The organism is Micromonospora sp. ATLC20 (assembly GCF_057196585.1).
Genome location: NZ_JBXUOV010000117.1, coordinates 1 through 18,135, shown reverse-complemented (window position 1 = coordinate 18,135; position 18,135 = coordinate 1). Strand labels below are relative to the sequence as shown.

Sequence of the window (18,135 nt, the reverse complement as noted above, 5' to 3'; positions counted from 1 at the left end):
GCCCGTTCGGCCCGCGCCGCCCGCTCGTCGCGGGCCCGGCGCGCGTCGGCCCGCTCGGCCGCCCGATCCGGTACGACAGGCGCCTCCTCGCCCCCTGTCACGAGCCGGAGCTGGGGGCGGGGCACCTCGCCGAACCCGGCGTAGTGGCTGGCCCGCAGCAGGCGTCCGGCGCGTACCTGTTCGGCCACCTCGGTGTCCGACAGCGCGGCGTTGAGTGTCGCCTCCACCTCGCCCAGCGGCAGCTTCCCGGCCGGGGGCGCGGCGGGTTCGGCGGCGGCGAGCCGGCGTACCTCCGCCACCAGCGCGCCCACGACGGCGCGCCGCTGCGCGGAGAGTTCCCGCAGCGTGCCGCCGCGCAGGTCGCGTTGCGCGGCGCGCAGCGATTCGGCCAGCTGGGTGAGGTCGGCGACCAGCTCGGGCCGGCGGATCGCCAGCAGGTTGACCAGCCAGGCCGCCACTGTGGGCCGGCGCAGCTTGCCGATCTCCCGGGCGGTACGCGGGTCACCGGACTGCCGCGCCTGCGCGACGGCCTCGTCCCGGGCCGCGACGAACCGGTCCGGCGGCGTGGCGTAGAGCCGCCGGATCACCTCCTCGGGCACCTCGGCCATGGTCAGGCGTCGATCCGGGTGCCCGGCTCCAGACGGCGGTAGTCGGTGTTGGACATCGCCGTGTACTGCCGGTCCAGCACACCGAAGCCGTTGTCGTTGAGCAGCCCGTCGTGCAGCGCGTACGCCCGGCGTGGCGCGACCGCGCGGATGAAGTCGACCACCTCGGAGAACTTCGACCAGGGTGCGTGTATCGGGGCGAACAGCGTGTCCACCTGCACGTCGTCGGGCACGAACAACGCGTCGCCCGGGTGGTACACCACGTCGGCGAAGAGGTAGCCGATGTTCTGGATCACCGGGATGTCCGGGTGGATGACCGCGTGCTGCCCGCCGTACGTCCGCACCGGTACCCCGGCGACGGTGAGCGACTGTCCGGGCTCGATCGTCACCAGCGCCTCGGCGGCGTCGCCGAGCACCCCGGCGAGCGAGGCTGGACCGTGCACCGGCACCGGCCGCCGCTCCAGCGCCCGGGTCAGCGCGCCGACGTCCACATGGTCCGGGTGCTCGTGGGTGATCAGCACCGCGTCCGCGCCGTCCAGCGCCGCCGGATCGCTGAAGACACCCGGGTCGACGACGAGCACCGCACCGTCGTGCTCCAGCCGGAGACAGGAGTGGGCGAATTTGGTCACCTGCATCGTGACTCCTCGCTTATCGAATCGTGATGTCCTCAGCGCAGTCTGCCGGAACCGGCGCGACCACGCGTCACGTCCGAGGTATCGGTCCCGGCAGTCGGGGCCGCCGACGATCGGAGTACGGGGTATGGGCGGACGACGACTCCGGGGCGTGGCCCTGGTGGCTGTGGGTCTGATAGCGGCACTGGGTATGGGCGCCTGCGGAGCGGGCGGGGACTCCGGCAGCGACTCGGCCGCGCCGGCCGCCGACGGGGGCGCGGGACGCGACGCGGCCGCCGAGGGCGGTGCGGACAGCGACCAGGCCGCCCCGGGCGGCACCGGTGGCGCGGACCTGCGGGTCGACCAGCGGTCCATCATCTACACCGGGACCATGCAGGTCCGGGTGGACGATGTGGAGGCCGCCGCACGGGAAGCCACCACCGCGGTGACGGCGGCCGGCGGATTCGTCGGCGCGGACCGGCGGTCGAGCCGGGCCGCCGAGGCGCGGGCGGCGCTGACGCTGCGCGTGCCGGCGGACCGGTTCGCCGCGGTGATCGACCGGCTCGCCGGTCTCGGCCGGCAGGAGCGCCGGGAGATCCGCACCGAGGACGTCACCGAGCAGGTGGTCGACCTGGACGCCCGGATCGCCACCCAGCGGGCACGGGTGGAGAGTTCCCGCAAGCTGCTGGCCCGGGCCACGTCGGTGGACGAGCTGGTGCGGCTGGAGAACGAGGTGGGCACCCGGCAGGCGGACCTGGCCGCGCTGGAGGCCCGCAAGCGCCGGCTCGCGGACCTGACCTCGCTGTCCACCATCACCGTGACGTTCCTCGGTCAGGACGCCAGCACCGCCGAGGAGGAGGCCGACCTGGGCTTCCTGGCCGGGCTGGGCGGCGGCTGGACGGCGTTCCTGGCCTCGGCCCGGGTCCTGCTCACAGTGCTCGGCGCGGTGCTGCCGTTCGCGGTAGTGATCGGCGTACCGCTGTGGTTGCTGCTCCTGTGGCGGCGCCGGGTGCGGTCCCGGCGGACGCCGCCGCCCGGCCCGGGCGCGATGCTGCCGCCCGGCCTGGGCCCGATGCCGCCGGGCCCGGCCGGGCCGGCCGACGGTCCGGTCAGCGCGCCGCCGCCAGTGCCCGCAGCGCGGTCTGGACCATGAGGCGTACGCCGGCCTCGATGGCGCGCTCGTCCACGTCGAACGAGGCCCGGTGCAGGTCCACGTTGGGCCCACTCCGGCCGACGCCGAGGCGGGCGAGCGCACCCGGCACGTGCTCCAGGTACCAGGAGAAGTCCTCGCCGCCCATGCTCTGCGGCGTCTCGGCGATGCCGTCGGGGCCGAGCGCGGCGGCGGTGGCCGCGGTGAGCACACCGATGGCCCGGGCGTCGTTCGTCACCGGGGGCCGGCCGCGCAGGTATTCCAGGTCGACGGTGGCGCCGGTGGGGGCGAGCACGTCCCGCACCACCTGAGCCACGATCTTGGGCGCCTGGTCCCAGGTGTCGCGGTCCATCACCCGCAGCGTGCCGGCCGCGCACGCCTCGGACGGGATGACGTTGTAACGGGTGCCGGCCGAGGCGTGGCCGAACACCAGCAGCAGCCCGCTGTTGGCCGGTACCCGGCGGCTGATCAGCGTCGGCACCTCGGTGACCAGGCGGCCGAGCGCGTCCACCAGGTCGACGGTCAGGTGCGGGCGGGCGGTGTGCCCGCCGGGCCCGGTGAGCCGGACGGTGACGTTGTCGGCGGCGGCGGTGATCGGGCCGACCCGCAGGCCGACCTTGCCCACCGGCAGGTTCGGGTCGCAGTGCAGCGCGAAGATCTGCACCACGTCGTCCAGGCCGCCGGCCTCGATGACCTCCAGCGAGCCGCAGGGCAGGATCTCCTCGGCCGGCTGGAAGATCAGCCGGACCCGGCCGTCGAGCCGGCCGGTGTCGGCGAGCTGGGCCAGCAGCATGCCGACGCCGAGCATCACCGACGTGTGCACGTCGTGGCCGCAGGCGTGGCAGACGCCCTCCACCGTCGAGCGGTACGGCACGTCCTTCGGGTCGCTCAGCGGCAGCGCGTCGATGTCGGCGCGGAGCGCGATCACCGGGCCGTCGGGGCGGCCGTCGATGTCGCAGATGACGCCGTTGCCCTTCGGCAGCAGACGCGGCTTCAGCCCGGCGAGGGACAGCTCCCGGTGCACCAGCGCGGCCGTCTCGAACTCCTCGCCGGACAGCTCCGGGTGGGAGTGGATGTGACGGCGCGTCTCGATGAGGCCCGGTACGCGCAGAGCGAGCAGATGGTCGAGCTCGAAGGGCAGGGGCTGGTAACCGGTCGGCGCCTCGGGCCGGGACGACGCCAGCGGGCCGCCGGAAGGCAGCGTCAACGCACTCGTCACGTCGAATTCTCGATCACTAGAAGTGGATGGATCTTCGGGTCGGACAGCAGACAGCCTAGACCTCCGACGGTGACGCTGCGCAACATCTTTCGCGTAGCGGTCGGACCGCGCAGCGTCACGAATGCCCTGGTGGGAGGGCTCGAATATCTGCGGGACAGCAGGTAGATCGCGGTCGAACGCCGTCATCCGCCTCCCACCTCCTACAACGCGTAACCGTTTCATCGGTCACAAATAACGACCCGTCGTTCCGAATTGTCGCATTAGTCGTGGCAATTAACTGCCGCTCCGACAATTGCACGACAACTGTCGGCTGCCGGAAGACTCCCGACGGTGACACGAGCGCCCGACCGCCAACCGCACAGGCTGTCCGTCCCGTTCACCCGATCCGGTTACCCGAATCGCCGAATCGCACACGCGAAAGCGGCCCCGCCGCGCACTCAGGGTGCGCGACGGGGCCGCCGCCGGACGACTCAGAACCGGTCGCTGGGCCGGTAGATCCCCCACACCTCGCGCAGCGTCCCGCACACCTCGCCGACCGTGGCGCGGGCGCGCAGCGCCTCCTTCATCGGGTAGAGCACGTTGGCGTCCCCCTCTGCGGCGGCACGCAGCTCGGCCAGGGCCCGCTCCACCGCGCCGGAGTCCCGCTCGGCGCGCAGCCGGGCCAGCCGCTCCCCCTGCGCCGCCTCGATCGACGGGTCGACCCGCAGCGGCTCGTACGGCTCCTCCTCGTCGATCCGGAACCGGTTGAGCCCGACCACCACCCGCTCGCCCGAGTCGATCTCCTGGGCGATCCGGTACGCGGACTGCTCGATCTCCCGCTTCTGGAACCCGGCCTCGATCGCGTCCACCGCCGAACCGTGGTCGAAGACCCGGTCCATCAGCTCGGTGGCGGCCGCCTCCACCTCGGCGGTCATCGCCTCCACCACGTACGACCCGGCGAACGGGTCGACGGTCGCGGTCAGGTCCGTCTCGTACGCCAGCACCTGCTGGGTCCGCAGCGCCAGCCGGGCCGCCTTCTCGGTGGGCAGCGCGATGGCCTCGTCGAAGCTGTTGGTGTGCAGCGACTGGGTGCCGCCGAGCACCGCGCCGAGGCCCTGCACCGCCACCCGGACCAGGTTCACCTCCGGCTGCTGGGCGGTGAGCTGCACGCCGGCGGTCTGGGTGTGGAACCGCAGCATCATCGACTTCGGGTTCTTCGCGCCGAACTCGTCGCGCATCAGCCGGGCCCAGATCCGCCGGGCCGCGCGGAACTTCGCGACCTCCTCCAGCAGCGTGGTGCGGGCCACGAAGAAGAACGACAGGCGGGGCGCGAAGTCGTCGACGGCCAGCCCGGCGGCGAGCGCCGCGCGGACGTACTCCACGCCGTTGGCGAGCGTGAACGCGACCTCCTGCGCGGGCGACGCGCCGGCCTCGGCCATGTGGTAGCCGGAGATGGAGATGGTGTTCCACTTCGGCACCTCGGCCCGGCAGTAGGCGAAGGTGTCGGCGACCAGCCGCAGCGAGGGCTTCGGCGGGAAGATGTACGTCCCCCGGGCGATGTACTCCTTGAGGATGTCGTTCTGGATGGTGCCGTTGAGCGCCGCCCCCGGCACGCCGTTCTCCTCGGCCACGAGCTGGTAGAGCAGCAGCAGCACCGAGCCGGGCGCGTTGATGGTCATCGAGGTGGAGACCTTGTCCAGCGGGATGCCGCCGAACAGCGTGCGCATGTCCTCGATGGAGTCGATGGCGACGCCGACCTTGCCGACCTCGCCGTGCGCGATCGGGTCGTCCGAGTCGTACCCCATCTGGGTGGGCAGGTCGAACGCGACCGACAGGCCCATGGTGCCGGCGCGCAGTAGCTGGTGGTAGCGCGCGTTGCTCTCGGTCGCCGTGCCGAACCCGGCGTACTGTCGCATGGTCCAGGGCCGGGACGTGTACATCGTCGGGTAGACCCCGCGGGTGTACGGGAACTCGCCCGGCTCGCCCAGCCGGGCGTCCAGGTCCGCCGGAAGGTCTGCCGCCGTGTAGACGCCCTGGATCGGGAAACCCGACTCGCTTGACCGCGCATCGCTCATTACCGGATGGTAGGACGCGCAGACCGCCTGGTGGGTGAGGGATACCGCACACCTCGCGGCCACGACCCACCGGAGGTGAGCGACCGACCACATACCGTCGAGTAGGTAAACGCCCGCCGCGTCGGGTTTCGCATCGGGCGTCGGAACCAGCAAGATAGAGGGGTTGTGTCCCAGCCCCCTCGATATCCCCTGGTGGCTTTTCTGTGACTCAGATTCCGACGTGGAGCGGCGGACCGGCCAGTCCCCCCACTGGACGCGCGGCGCCCGGCACCACCATCGGTGGTCGCTACTCGCTGCGCTCCCCGGTGGGCAACGGAGGCATGGGCACGGTCTGGCGGGCCACAGACACGTTGCTGCGCCGTGATGTGGCGGTCAAGGAGGTCGTCCTCCCGCCGGGGCTCGCCCCGAGCGATCGCGACGCGCTCTACGAACGGACGCTGCGGGAGGCCCGAGCCGCCGCCGCGATCCAGCACCCGGCCGTGGTGCAGGTCTACGACGTGGTCACCGAGGGCGGCCGTCCGTGGATCGTGATGGAGCTGCTGGACGCCCGCAGCCTCGCCGACATGGTGATCGAGGACGGGCCGGTCCCGCCACGCGCCGTCGCCAAGATCGGGATCGCGCTGCTCGGCGCGCTGGAGGTCGCGCACGCGATCGGCGTGCTGCACCGCGACGTGAAGCCGGCGAACGTACTGATCTGCACCGACGGCCGCTGCGTTCTCACCGACTTCGGCGTCGCCCGGATGCCCACCGACGTGCAGCTCACCACGCCCGGCATGGTGCTCGGCTCGCCGCACTTCATCTCGCCCGAGCGGGCCATGGGCCAGGAGTTCGGGCCACCGAGCGACCTGTTCTCACTCGGCGTGACGCTCTACACCGCGGTCGAGGGCCGGCCCCCGTTCGACAAGGGCGACCCGATCGAGACCATGCACGCAGTGGTCGAGGACCCGCCGGCCACGCCGCAGCGCAGCGGCCCGCTCACCGGCGTGCTGATGGGGCTGCTGGAGAAGGACCCGGCCCGCCGGATGGACGTGCACCGCGCCCGCGCCAACCTGCGCGAGCTGCTCGCCGGGCCGCTGACCAGCACCGCGACCGCCGTCAACTCGGTCACCGACCCGTACGCGGTGGTGCCGGTGCCGCGCCCGACCACGCCGCCGGCGATCGCCGCGGAGCCGAAGCCGAGCGGGCAGATCGGCGGCCGGGCGATGATCGGCCCGGACGAGTCGCTCACCGACCGCCTCGCCGCCCTGCGCCGCGGCGAGCGGCCCCAGGCCGAGAAGGCCGCAGCGGGTGCCGCCGCGCTCGACGAGACCAGCGCCGACGCGCTGGCCGGTCCGCTGCACACCCCGACCGGCGCGATGTCCGGGCCGGGCACGCCGGAGGCCACCCAGCGCATCTCGCCGGACGCCACGGTCCGGCTCGGGGCGGGCGCCGGTGCGGACGCGACCCAGGCGGTACCCGCCGCTTACGGCCGCACCGTCGACGCCACCCAGCCGGTGTACGGCGGCGGCAACCAGTGGTCGGTGCCCGGCACCGGCCAGGCGTGGACCACCCCGGCCACCGCACCGGCCGCCGCCGGTGATGGCGGCCCGCTGGGCGCGGCCAAGGGCCTGCTCGGCCGGGTGAAGGCGTGGCCGCGCAAGGTCCAGCTCGCCGCCGCCGGTGGCCTCGCCGTGGTGCTGCTGGTGAGCGTGATCGCGTTGACCAGCGGCGGCGACGACGCTCCCCCGCCGATCGTGGGCGCGCTGCCGTCGAACTCGGCCGCCGCCTCGCCGGTGGAGATGCAGGAGCAGACCGTCAAGGACATCACCGTCCAGGTGCCGAAGGGCTGGGACCGCAAGACCGGTGGCGTCTTCGTCGACTACGTCGACCCGCAGGACCAGAGCCGCAAGGTGCGGGTGCTGGCCGAGAACTGGGGCGGCACGTCGGTCAGCTGGGCCGAGTTCGCCTCCCGCAACCTCCGCGACAAGAGCAAGTCGTGCGCCAAACCCTACGAACAGCTCGCGATGACCGAGACGACGCTGGCCGGTAAGCCGGCCGCCGAGTTCGAGTACACCTGCGGCGAGGGCGACGAGAAGCGGCACGGCGTGTGGCGGGGCGTGGTCCAGGGCGGCAAGGTCTACTCGTTCTACCTCTCCTCCAGCGACGCCACCTTCGCCGAGAGCAAGCCGATCTTCGACGCGATGGTCGGCTCGTTCCAGCTCACGGCGGCGAACTGAGTCGAGGCCGACGGTCGGTGGTGATCCGCCGCCGTGCTTTCATGAGGCAATGGCGGCGGAAACCACTGACCTTGACGACCTTCGCGTACGCGCCGAGCGCTGGCTCGGCGACGACCCGGACCCGGCCGACCGCGACGAGCTGCGCGCGGTCCTCGACGGGCTGCCCGGCACGGCGGCCGACCTGGCCGACCGGTTCGCCGGTCCGCTGACCTTCGGCACCGCCGGGCTGCGCGGCCCGCTGCGGGCCGGGCCCAACGGCATGAACCTCGCCGTGGTCACCCAGGCCGCCGCCGGGCTCGTCGGCTGGCTCGCCGCCCAGGGCGGCGAGGGCCCGCTGGTGATCGGGTACGACGCCCGGCACGGCTCGCTGGCCTTCGCCGAGCGCACCGCGCAGGTGGCCACCGGCGCGGGCCGCCCGGCGCTGCTGCTGCCCCGGCCGCTGCCCACGCCCGTGCTGGCGTTCGCGGTCCGGCAGCTCGGCGCGGTCGCCGGCGTGATGGTCACCGCCAGCCACAACCCGCCGCAGGACAACGGCTACAAGGTCTACCTGGGCGCGCAGCTCGGCGGTGACCTGGGCGCCGGCGCGCAGATCGTGCCGCCCGCCGACGCCGGGATCGAGGCGGCCATCCGCGCCGTCGGCCCGCTCGCGGCGGTGCCGCTCGGCCCGGCCGGTCAGGTGCTCGGCGACGACCTGGTGGCCGCGTACGTCGATCGGGCCGCCGCCGTGGTGGACCCGGCCGGACCGCGCGACCTGAAGGTGGCGTACACGCCGCTGCACGGGGTGGGCGGCGCGGTGCTGACCGCCGCGTTCGCACGCGCCGGATTCGGCGTGCCCGGCGTGGTGCCCGAGCAGGCCGAGCCGGACCCGGCGTTCCCGACCGTCAGCTTCCCCAACCCGGAGGAGCCGGGCGCGGTGGACCTGCTGGTCGCGCTCGCCGACCGCACCGGCGCCGACCTCGCCATCGCCAACGACCCGGACGCGGACCGCTGCGCGGTTGCCGTACGCGACGCCGGGTCCTGGCGGATGCTGCGCGGCGACGAGGTGGGCGCACTGCTCGCCGACCACCTGATGCGGCGCGGCGTGACCGGCCTGTACGCCACCACCATCGTGTCGTCGGCGCTGCTGCGGGCCATGGCGGCGGCCCGGGGCCTGCCCTACGACGAGACGCTCACCGGGTTCAAGTGGATCGTCCGGGCCGGCGGCGGCCGAGAGCCGCTCGTGTACGGCTACGAGGAGGCGCTCGGCTACTGCGTCGCGCCGGAGCACGTCCGGGACAAGGACGGCATCACCGCCGCGCTGACCGTCGCCGAGCTGGCCGCCGGTCTCAAGGCCGAGGGCCGTACGCTCCTCGACCGGCTGGACGAGCTCGCAGCCGAGTTCGGCGTGCACCACACCGAGCAGCTCTCGGTCCGGGTGGAGGACCTGCGGGTGATCGCGGACTCGATGGCCCGGATCCGGGCGGCCACCCCTACCGCGCTGCTCGGGCAGCCGGTGACCGAGGCGTCCGACCTGCTCCCGGACGCGGACGTGGTGATCCTGCGCACCGGCGCGGCCCGGGTGGTGATCCGGCCGTCCGGCACCGAGCCGAAGCTCAAGGCGTACCTGGAGGTGGTGGAGCCGGTGACCGGCGGCGACGTGCCCGCGGCCCGGCAGCGCGCGCGTGCCGCGGTGACCGAGCTGCGCAACGAGATCGCCGCCGCCCTGGGCCTCTGACCCCTGCTGCAAGGAAGGGCCCCTTGTTAACGCCTGGCGTTAACAAGGGGCCCTTCCTTTACCGGAGGCGTTAATAGGGGGCCCTTCCTTACCGCTTGCCGAGGGCGGCGTCGACGGCCTGGCCCAGCGCGGCGATGACCAGGCTGATCGACGGGCGTATCACGCTGTCGTCCAGGCTCACCGTGCCGGAGAACCCGGCGCCGGCGGCGATCTCCTCCAGGCGCCGGCCGGCGTCCTCGGCGGCCGAGCCGGTCAGTCCGAGCGCGGGTTCCATCCGCAGCACCGCGACCAGCGTGGCGAGCGCGGCGGTCCGCTCGTCCGGGAGCTGCCCGCTGGTCAGCGCGTCGGCCAGCCGCTGCCGGATGTCCGCCTCGACCGAGGCGTCGGCGACCGGGTAGCGGTGCACGTGGATGAAGCCCAGCTCGGTCTCGTCGACGTCGCGGACCACGCCCCGGCCGCAGAGGTCGGAGAGGATCCGGTCGCGCAGCCCGTGCCGCAGTCGCTGCACCCACGACGACGGCGTGTGCGGGGTGTCCGCGGCGATCTTGGCGAGTACGGCGTCCGCGATCGGCTCGCCGGTCGGGGCCGGGTCGACCACCGCCAGGTTCCCGTCCGCGTACGCGACCCGTCCGGCCAGGGCCAGCTCGACCAGCACCGCGGCGGCCATGCCCAGATCCAGGCTGATCCGCGGCATGGTGGCCTTGCCGGTTTCGTCGTCATACGCGAGGAGCAGCAGCTCCTCGGCGAGCGCAACACCAGTCATGGCCCGGAACGCTAGCGCCTCCCCGCACCCCCGCGCATCGACTCGCCGGGTAGGGCCGGTCCACGGTGCGGAGGGCGTCCCTCCGCACCGGACCGGTCTCAGAAGCGGGGCATGCCGCCGAACTGGCGGTCGCCGGCGTCACCCAGGCCGGGGACGATGAACTTCGAGTCGTTCAGGCCCTCGTCGATCGAGGCGGTGACCAGGCGCAGCGGCAGGCCGGAGCGCTCCAGCCGCTCGATGCCGACCGGCGCTGCGAGCACGCACAGCACGGTGATGTCGGTGCAGCCGCGGTCGGCGAGCAGCCGGCAGCAGTGCTCCAGCGAGCCGCCGGTGGCGAGCATCGGGTCGAGCACCAGCACCGGCAGGCCGGCGAGGTCGCGCGGCAGCGACTCCATGTACGCCCGGGGCTCGTACGTCTCCTCGTCGCGGGCCAGGCCGACGAAGCCCATCGACGACTCGGGCAGCAGGCCGAGCGCGGCGTCGGCCATGCCGAGACCGGCCCGCAGCACCGGCACCAGCAGCGGCGGGTTCGCCAGCCGGCTGCCCTCGGTGGCGGTGACCGGGGTCTGGATCGAGTACTTCTCGACCGGGAAGGAGCGCGCGGCCTCGTACACCAGCATGGTGGTGAGTTCGCGCAGCGCGGCCCGGAACGACGACGAGTCGGTCCGGGCGTCCCGCATGGCGGTCAGCCGCGTCTGGGCGAGCGGATGGTCAATGACGGTTACGTCCACGATCGCTCAACCTACCGTTTGGCGGCCGGGCGCAGGGCGGGTGCGGTACGACCAGCGACACCGCTCACGTATGACGCTCACGACCGGTCGTTCGTGAGCAAGATCACTCGACTCGCGGGTGCGTACTATTCGGGGCATGACGGCGACAACGACGTCGGCCCGGTCGGACCTCACCGAGCTGGGACGATCCGAGACCGCTCTGCGGACCTTCCTGCACGGCCTGCCCGGCGTGGACCAGGTCGGCGCGGAGCAGCGGGCGGCACAACTCGGCACCCGCTCCATCAAGACCACCGCCAAGGCCGAGGCGATCGACCTGGCGATCCGGATGGTCGACCTGACCACCCTGGAAGGGGCGGACACCCCGGGCAAGGTGCGGGCGCTGGCGGCGAAGGCACTGCGTCCCGACCCGGCGGACCCGAGCTGCCCGCACGTCGGCGCCGTCTGCGTCTACCCGTCGATGGTCCCGTACGTGGCGGAGGTGCTGCGCGGCAGCGGCGTGCACCTGGCCAGCGTGGCGACCGCGTTCCCGTCCGGTCAGGCGCCGCTGGAGATCAAGCTCGCCGACGTGCGCGCGGCGGTCGAGGCGGGCGCGGACGAGATCGACATGGTGATCAACCGGGGCGCGTTCCTGGCCGGGCGGTACGCCGAGGTCTACGACGAGATCGTGGCCACCAAGGAAGCCTGCGGGGACGCCCACCTCAAGGTCATCCTGGAGACCGGTGAGCTGGCCACGTACGACAACGTGCGGCGGGCGTCCTGGCTCGCCATGCTCGCGGGCGGCGACTTCATCAAGACCTCCACCGGCAAGGTCCCGGTCGCGGCCACCCTGCCGGTGACGCTGGTGATGCTGGAGGCGGTCCGCGACTTCCGCGCCGCCACCGGGCGTCAGGTCGGCGTCAAGCCGGCCGGTGGCATCAAGACCACCAAGGACGCGATCAAGTACCTGGTCATGGTCAACGAGACCGTCGGCGCCGACTGGCTGAGCCCGGACTGGTTCCGGTTCGGCGCGTCGAGCCTGCTCAACGACCTGCTCATGCAGCGCACCAAGCTGACGACCGGCGTCTACGCCGGCCCCGACTACTTCACCCTGGACTGAACGCGATGTTCGAATACGCACCCGCCCCCGAGTCCCGCTCGGTGGTGGACATCAAGCCCTCGTACGGGCTCTTCGTCGACGGCGCGTTCGTCGACCCGGCTTCCGGCGGCAGCTTCAAGTCGGTGAACCCGGCCTCCGAGGAGGTGCTGGCCGAGATCGCCGAGGCGGGCGCCGACGACGTGGACCGCGCGGTCCGCGCCGCCCGCAGCGCGTACGAGAAGGTCTGGGGTCCGATGCCGGGCCGGGACCGGGCCAAGTACCTGTTCCGGATCGCCCGGATCATCCAGGAGCGCTCGCGTGAGCTGGCGGTGCTGGAGTCGCTGGACAACGGCAAGCCGATCAAGGAGTCCCGCGACGTCGACCTGCCGCTGGTCGCCGCGCACTTCTTCTACTACGCGGGCTGGGCGGACAAGCTCCCGCACGCGGGCTTCGGCCCGGACCCGAAGCCGCTCGGCGTGGCGGCGCAGGTCATCCCGTGGAACTTCCCGCTGCTCATGCTGGCGTGGAAGATCGCCCCGGCGCTGGCCGCCGGCAACACCGTGGTGCTCAAGCCGGCCGAGACCACCCCGCTGACCGCGCTGCTGTTCGCCGAGATCTGCCAGCAGGCCGACCTGCCGGTCGGCGTGGTGAACATCGTCACCGGCGCCGGTGACACCGGCCGGGCGCTGGTCGAGCACCCGGGCGTGAACAAGGTCGCGTTCACCGGCTCCACCGAGGTCGGCCGCGCCATCGCCCGCTCGGTCGCGGGCACCCGCAAGAAGCTGACGCTGGAGCTGGGCGGCAAGGCCGCCAACATCGTCTTCGACGACGCCCCGATCGACCAGGCCGTCGAGGGCATCGTCAACGGCATCTTCTTCAACCAGGGGCACGTCTGCTGCGCCGGTTCCCGGCTGCTGGTGCAGGAGTCGGTGGCCGACCGGGTGCTGGAGTCGCTCAAGCGCCGGATGACCCAGCTCCGGGTCGGTGACCCGCTGGACAAGAACACCGACATCGGCGCGATCAACTCGGCCGCGCAGCTGGCCCGGATCCGGGAGCTGTCCGACGCCGGGTCCGCCGAGGGCGCCGAGCGCTGGTCGCCGCCGTGCGAGCTGCCCGAGCGCGGCTTCTGGTTCGCGCCGACCATCTTCACCGGCGTCACCCAGGCGCACCGGATCGCCCGCGAGGAGATCTTCGGCCCGGTGCTGTCCGTGCTCACGTTCCGCACCCCGGCGGAGGCCGTCGAGAAGGCCAACAACACGCCGTACGGGCTGTCGGCCGGGATCTGGACCGACAAGGGTTCCCGGATCCTGTGGCTGGCCGACCGGCTGCGCGCGGGCGTGGTGTGGGCGAACACGTTCAACAAGTTCGACCCGACGTCGCCGTTCGGCGGCTACAAGGAGTCGGGCTACGGTCGCGAGGGCGGCCGGCACGGGCTGGAGGGGTACCTCAATGTCTGAGCGGGTCGCGGTACGCAAGACGTACAAGCTCTTCATCGGCGGGAAGTTCCCGCGCAGCGAGTCGGGACGGTCGTATCTCGTGCAATCCGCGAACGTGTCTCTTGCCTCCCGGAAGGACGCGCGGGACGCGGTCGTGGCCGCCCGCGCCGCGGTGAAGGGCTGGGCCGGGGCGACCGCGTACAACAGGGGTCAGATCCTCTACCGGGTGGCCGAGATGCTGGAGGGCCGGCGCGAGCAGTTCGTCGCCCTGGGCGTCCCGGCCGACGAGGTGGACGCGACGATCGACCGCTGGGTCTGGTACGCGGGCTGGTCCGACAAGGTCGCCCAGGTGTACGGCGGCGCGAACCCGGTGGCCGGCCCGTACTTCAACCTGTCCGCGCCGGAGCCCACCGGCGTGGTGGCGGTGGTGGCCCCCGAGGAGCCCGCGCTGCTCGGCCTGGTGAGCGTGATCGCCCCGGCGATCGTCACCGGCAACACGGTGGTGGTGGCCGCCTCCCCGGCGGCGCCGCTGGCGGCGGTGACGCTGGCCGAGGTGCTCGCCACCTCCGATCTGCCCGGCGGGGTGGTCAACATCCTCACCGGCCGGCTGACCGAGACCGTGCCGACGCTCGCCGCGCACATGGACGTCAACGCGATCGACCTGACCGGCGTCACCGATGCCGACCTGGCGGCCGACCTGGAGATCAAGGCCGCGGAGAACCTCAAGCGGGTGCTCCGGCCGGCCCCGGCCGACCACGACTGGTACGCCGACCCCGGCATCACCCGGATGACCACGCTGCTGGAGACCAAGACGGTCTGGCACCCGAAGGGCGTCTGACCGGCGACAGTCCGGTCCCGGCCCGAAGTGGCGGCACACCCACCCGGGTTGCCGCCACTTCCCGTTCCCGCACTTCCCGCGGCTGTTGTCGATCGCACCCGCGCCGACCAAGATCGACACCAGCACGGCGAGGTGGCTGCATCGAGCCGCCTCGGACCACACCACCTCCCCGAGCTGGCGTTGATCTTCGGAGGGAGGACCGGGGACCGGGGCGGCGGAAGGGATCTACTACCGGGGGTAGGATTGACGGGTGACTCGGCTGGGGGACCTTGAGCGTGCGGTGATGGACGTGCTGTGGGACGCGGCACCCGCCTCGTCGGGCGGGGTGACCGTACGCGAGGTCGCCGACGCACTGGACGGCCGGGAACTCGCCTACACCACCGTGATGACAGTGCTCGACCGGCTCGCCGGCAAGGGCATGGTGCAGCGCGAGCGGGAGGGCCGCGCGTGGCGCTACCGTCCGGCCGCCACCCGCGAGGCGCACATCGCCCAGCTCATGCTCGAAGCCCTCGATCTCGGCGGCAGCCGGGACGCCGCACTCGTACGCTTCGCCCGCTCGGTGACCGGCACGGAGGCGGACGTGCTCCGCGCCGCGCTCGGCGCCGAGGCCGGGGCGACTGTCGAGGACGGACCGGCCGGCCGGGTCGAGAACCCCCGGCCCGGTCGGCCGGCGCTCGACGAGGCGACGGACCGGTAGGGCGGCTGCCGTGGCGTACGCCCTGCACTTCGCCGCGATCATCCTGGCCTGCTGGCTGACCGCGCAGGTCCTCGCCGCCGCGCGCTGGACGTGGCGGGCGCCCCGGGTGGCGATCCTCTGCTGGCAGGCGGTCGGGCTGGCGCTCGGCCTGTCCGCCATGGGGCTGCCGATGGCGCTGGGGCTCGACGCGTACGACCGGGCGACCGGCTACGCGCTGCTGGCCCTGGCCGACGACCTGGCCCACGGCACGCTGCCGGCCGGTGTGGGCGCGGTGCACCTCAGCCTGGTCGGCGTCGGTCTCGGCATCGGCGCGGTGCTGCTCACCACGACGGTACGCAGCCTGCACGGCGCGGTCCGCGCCCAGCGCCGGCACCGGGAGTTGCTGCACCTGGTGGCCCGGCGTGACCCGACGGTGCCCGGCGCGCTGGTGCTCGACCACCCGAGCGCGGCGGCGTACTGCCTGCCCGGTGTTCGTCCCCGGGTGGTGGTGAGCGCGGGCACGCTCGACCTGCTCGACCCGGCCGAGCTGGCGGCGGTGCTCACCCACGAGCGCGCGCACGCCCAGGAGCGGCACGACCTGGTGCTGCTGCCGTTCACCGCGCTGTGCCGGGCGCTGCCCTGGTTCCGGTGGGTGCGGGACGCGCACGCGCGGGTGGCGCTGCTGGTCGAGATGCGCGCCGACGACAAGGCCCGGGAGCTGCACGCGGACGCGCCGCTGGCCGGTGCGCTGCGCCGGTTCGCCGCCGCCGAGCACCGGGTCCAGCCGGCGGGCACGCTCGGACTCGGCGACCGCGACCTCGACGTACGCGTGCAGCGGCTGCTCGTCGCGGACCGCCCGCCGCGGGTGCTCGGCGCGATGGCGCTGGCGGTCGCGGGCACGCTCGTCTCCCTGCCGTTCGCCCTGTTCCTGAGCTGACGTCGCCCCCTACGGGACTTCTCCGGGTTCGCGCACCCCTATAGGTAGCAAGGCTACGTGTAGGTTGGCTACGACAAGAGAGCCAACCCATGGGAGGACGACAGTGGATCCGCTGCTCCTCGCCCGCCTCCAGTTCGCCACCACCACCTCGATCCACTTCCTGTTCGTGGCGGTCACGCTCGGCCTGGTCACGCTCCTGGTCGGGTTGCAGACGGCCGGCTACCTGACCGGCAAGCCGGTGTACGAGCGGCTGACCCGGTTCTGGGGCCAGCTCTACGTGATCAATTACGTGCTCGGCATCGCCACCGGCATCGTGATGGAGTTCCAGTTCGGCCTGAACTGGAGCGGGCTGTCGCGCTACGTCGGGAACGTGTTCGGCGCGCCGCTGGCCATCGAGACGCTGGTGGCGTTCTTCCTGGAGTCCACGTTCCTCGGTATGTGGATCTTCGGATGGCACCGGCTGCGGCGCGGCGTGCACCTGGCGCTGCTCTGGGGCGTCGCGATCACCGCGTACGCCTCGGCCTTCTGGATCATGGTGGCGAACGCCTGGCTGCAGAACCCGGTCGGGTACGAGGTCCGCGACGGCGTCGCCCACCTCACCGACTTCGGCGCGCTGCTCACCAACCCCACGTTCGGCATGGCGTTCGGCCACGTGATCTCGGCGAGCCTGGTCACCGGCGGCCTGCTGATGGCCGCGGTGAGCGCCTGGCACCTGCTGCGGCGTACCCCCGACTACGTGCTGTTCCGCACCTCGCTGCGGCTCGGCCTGGTCACCGCGGCCCTAGCGGTCAGCACGCTCCAGGGTTTCGGCTTCGCCCAGTTCGGGCCGGTGGGGCAGCTCCAGCCGACCAAGTTCGGCGGCGGGCCGGAGCGGGACGCGCTCGTCGCCGACTGGACCGCGCGGTTCGGCCCGGGCGACTGGGAACCGCCGGCGCTCTCCAACGTCGGCCTCGGCTTCATGATCCTGATCGGCTTCACGCTCGGCGCGCTCTGGCTCCTGCTGCCGCTGCTCTGGCGCGACTGGATCATCAGGTTGAAGGCGCCGCTCTGGCTGATCCTGCTCGGCCTGCCGCTGCCCTTCGTGGCGATGCTGCTCGGCTGGATCGCCCGCGAGGTCGGCCGCCAGCCCTGGGCCGCGTACGGGCTGCTGCCCACCGCGCAGGCCGTCTCGCCGGTCTCACCGGGGCTGATGCTCACCTCGCTGATCGGGTTCAGTCTGCTGCTCGGCGCGCTCGCGGTGACCAACTGGACGCTGATGGCCCGGCACGCGGCCCGTGGCGCGCAGAACCCCGCGCTCGGCCGCCCGCCCGCGCCCGACAGCGACGCCCACCACCAGCCCGTGTTCGTCTGAGGGAGCCCGCCGTGGAACTCGCCTGGTACGCCCTGCTCGGCCTCTTCTTCGCCACCTACCTCGTGCTCGGCGGCTACGACTACGGCGTCGGCCTGCTGCTGGCCCGGCGCGGCCCGGCACCGGGCAGCCGGGCCACGCTCACCGCGCTCGGGCCGTTCTTCCTCGGCAACGAGGTCTGGCTGGTGGCCGCCGTCGGCATCCTGTTCGGCGCGTTCCCCCGGCTGGAGGGCGAGCTGCTCTCCGGCTTCTACCCGGCGGTGCTCGCCGCGCTGGCCGGTGTGGTGCTGGTGACCGCCGGGGTGCAGTTGCGCAGCCGCCCGGCCTCGGCCGCCGCCCGCGCCCGCTGGGACCGGGTGGTGGTGGTCGGCTGCGTGCTGGCCGCGCTGGGCTGGGGCGCGGTGCTCGCCGGGCTGCTCCAGGGCGTGCCGCTGAGCGCCGACGGCCACGTGGTCGGTGTCGGCCACCTCGCCACCCCGTTCGCCGCCGCCGCCGGGCTGGCGCTGCTCGCGCTGGTGGCGGTGCACGGTGCGACGTTCCTCACGCTCCGGCTGCCCGCCGCCGAGGCCCCGGCCCTCGCCCGGCTGGCGAGCGGCCTGGTGCCCGCCGCACTCGTCGCGGTCGGCGCGGCCACCGTCCTGGGCGTGCTCTCCGATCGGGTACGCGCCGCGGTGGCGCGCCCGGCTGTGGCCGTACTCCTGCCGTTGGCGCTCGTGGCGGCGCTGCTGGCGGCCCGCGCGGCGCTGCGGCGGGGCCGGGCCC

16 protein-coding genes are annotated in these 18,135 nt (G+C 73.1%); 10 read left to right on the top strand and 6 right to left on the bottom strand.

Annotated elements, in window-relative coordinates; all coding sequences use genetic code 11:
• Both AC2CHG_RS21680 and AC2CHG_RS21675 read right to left on the bottom strand, forming a co-directional pair.
• Positions 1-608, bottom strand: a 608-nt coding sequence (locus AC2CHG_RS21680) for a hypothetical protein (protein WP_484525446.1), incomplete at its 3' end; no start/stop codon positions are given.
• 2 nt (positions 609-610) lie between these two features.
• Entirely contained in the window at positions 611-1,240 is a 630-nt protein-coding gene (locus AC2CHG_RS21675; protein ID WP_366622735.1) for an MBL fold metallo-hydrolase, read from the bottom strand.
• Positions 1,241-1,364: 124 nt separating this feature from the next.
• On the opposite strand from AC2CHG_RS21675, the gene AC2CHG_RS21670 reads away from it, so the two are divergent.
• On the top strand, positions 1,365-2,369 hold the full coding sequence (locus AC2CHG_RS21670) for a DUF4349 domain-containing protein (RefSeq protein ID WP_355506723.1): 1,005 nt from the start codon (positions 1,365-1,367) through the stop codon (positions 2,367-2,369).
• Here AC2CHG_RS21670 and AC2CHG_RS21665 read toward each other — a convergent pair.
• A complete protein-coding gene (locus AC2CHG_RS21665; RefSeq protein WP_366622737.1) occupies positions 2,326-3,585 on the bottom strand; it encodes an amidohydrolase in 1,260 nt (419 codons plus the stop codon). The genes AC2CHG_RS21670 and AC2CHG_RS21665 overlap by 44 nt on opposite strands.
• Before the next feature lie 470 nt (positions 3,586-4,055).
• Positions 4,056-5,639, bottom strand: a complete 1,584-nt coding sequence (locus tag AC2CHG_RS21660; protein ID WP_135243294.1) for an acyl-CoA mutase large subunit family protein — start codon at positions 5,637-5,639, stop codon at positions 4,056-4,058.
• Between the two features lie 203 nt (positions 5,640-5,842).
• Here AC2CHG_RS21660 and AC2CHG_RS21655 point away from each other — a divergent pair, with 203 nt between their 5' ends.
• Entirely contained in the window at positions 5,843-7,855 is a 2,013-nt protein-coding gene (locus tag AC2CHG_RS21655) for a serine/threonine-protein kinase (protein ID WP_262012579.1), read from the top strand.
• 49 nt (positions 7,856-7,904) lie between these two features.
• Positions 7,905-9,569 carry a phospho-sugar mutase gene (locus AC2CHG_RS21650; protein ID WP_262012580.1) on the top strand — a complete coding sequence of 555 codons (1,665 nt, stop codon included), beginning with the start codon at positions 7,905-7,907 and terminating at the stop codon, positions 9,567-9,569.
• Between the two features lie 88 nt (positions 9,570-9,657).
• On the opposite strand, the gene AC2CHG_RS21645 is transcribed toward AC2CHG_RS21650, so the two are convergent.
• Together AC2CHG_RS21645 and upp are read right to left on the bottom strand one after the other, a co-directional pair.
• Positions 9,658-10,332 carry a GOLPH3/VPS74 family protein gene (locus AC2CHG_RS21645; protein ID WP_484525445.1) on the bottom strand — a complete coding sequence of 225 codons (675 nt, stop codon included), beginning with the start codon at positions 10,330-10,332 and terminating at the stop codon, positions 9,658-9,660.
• A 98-nt stretch (positions 10,333-10,430) separates the two neighbouring features.
• The gene (gene upp, locus AC2CHG_RS21640; RefSeq protein ID WP_120571672.1) at positions 10,431-11,063 is read right to left on the bottom strand and encodes a uracil phosphoribosyltransferase; all 633 of its coding nucleotides are present in this window, start codon (positions 11,061-11,063) and stop codon (positions 10,431-10,433) included.
• Between the two features lie 136 nt (positions 11,064-11,199).
• Here upp and deoC point away from each other — a divergent pair, with 136 nt between their 5' ends.
• The 7 genes from deoC to AC2CHG_RS21605 form a co-directional block, all read left to right on the top strand.
• A complete protein-coding gene (deoC, locus tag AC2CHG_RS21635; protein WP_262012581.1) occupies positions 11,200-12,159 on the top strand; it encodes a deoxyribose-phosphate aldolase in 960 nt (319 codons plus the stop codon).
• Positions 12,160-12,164: 5 nt separating this feature from the next.
• Positions 12,165-13,595 (top strand): aldehyde dehydrogenase family protein, encoded by a 1,431-nt coding sequence (locus AC2CHG_RS21630; protein ID WP_484525444.1) that lies wholly within the window; start codon positions 12,165-12,167, stop codon positions 13,593-13,595.
• Positions 13,588-14,412 (top strand): aldehyde dehydrogenase family protein, encoded by an 825-nt coding sequence (locus AC2CHG_RS21625; protein WP_484525443.1) that lies wholly within the window; start codon positions 13,588-13,590, stop codon positions 14,410-14,412. Before AC2CHG_RS21630 ends, AC2CHG_RS21625 begins: the two co-directional genes overlap by 8 nt.
• Positions 14,413-14,662: 250 nt before the next feature.
• Positions 14,663-15,109: a BlaI/MecI/CopY family transcriptional regulator gene (locus tag AC2CHG_RS21620; protein WP_026268060.1), complete on the top strand. Its 447-nt coding sequence runs from the start codon at positions 14,663-14,665 to the stop codon at positions 15,107-15,109.
• A 10-nt stretch (positions 15,110-15,119) separates the two neighbouring features.
• Positions 15,120-16,025, top strand: a complete 906-nt coding sequence (locus AC2CHG_RS21615; protein ID WP_262012584.1) for a M56 family metallopeptidase — start codon at positions 15,120-15,122, stop codon at positions 16,023-16,025.
• Positions 16,026-16,128: 103 nt separating this feature from the next.
• A complete protein-coding gene (locus tag AC2CHG_RS21610; protein ID WP_262012585.1) occupies positions 16,129-17,376 on the top strand; it encodes a cytochrome ubiquinol oxidase subunit I in 1,248 nt (415 codons plus the stop codon).
• A gap of 11 nt (positions 17,377-17,387) precedes the next feature.
• Positions 17,388-18,135: cytochrome d ubiquinol oxidase subunit II (locus AC2CHG_RS21605; RefSeq protein ID WP_484525442.1), on the top strand; the 748-nt coding region annotated here is incomplete at its 3' end.

Bases quoted from the DNA above. Each gene is read 5' to 3' on its own strand.
- AC2CHG_RS21645 (WP_484525445.1), bottom strand. From the start codon at position 10,332: ATGACTGGTGTTGCGCTCGCCGAGGAGCTGCTGCTCCTCGCGTATGAC.
- AC2CHG_RS21650 (WP_262012580.1), top strand. From the start codon at position 7,905: ATGGCGGCGGAAACCACTGACCTTGACGACCTTCGCGTACGCGCCGAG.
- AC2CHG_RS21670 (WP_355506723.1), top strand. From the start codon at position 1,365: ATGGGCGGACGACGACTCCGGGGCGTGGCCCTGGTGGCTGTGGGTCTG.
- AC2CHG_RS21675 (WP_366622735.1), bottom strand. From the start codon at position 1,240: ATGCAGGTGACCAAATTCGCCCACTCCTGTCTCCGGCTGGAGCACGAC.
- deoC (WP_262012581.1), top strand. From the start codon at position 11,200: ATGACGGCGACAACGACGTCGGCCCGGTCGGACCTCACCGAGCTGGGA.
- AC2CHG_RS21660 (WP_135243294.1), bottom strand. From the start codon at position 5,639: ATGAGCGATGCGCGGTCAAGCGAGTCGGGTTTCCCGATCCAGGGCGTC.
- AC2CHG_RS21625 (WP_484525443.1), top strand. From the start codon at position 13,588: ATGTCTGAGCGGGTCGCGGTACGCAAGACGTACAAGCTCTTCATCGGC.
- AC2CHG_RS21630 (WP_484525444.1), top strand. From the start codon at position 12,165: ATGTTCGAATACGCACCCGCCCCCGAGTCCCGCTCGGTGGTGGACATC.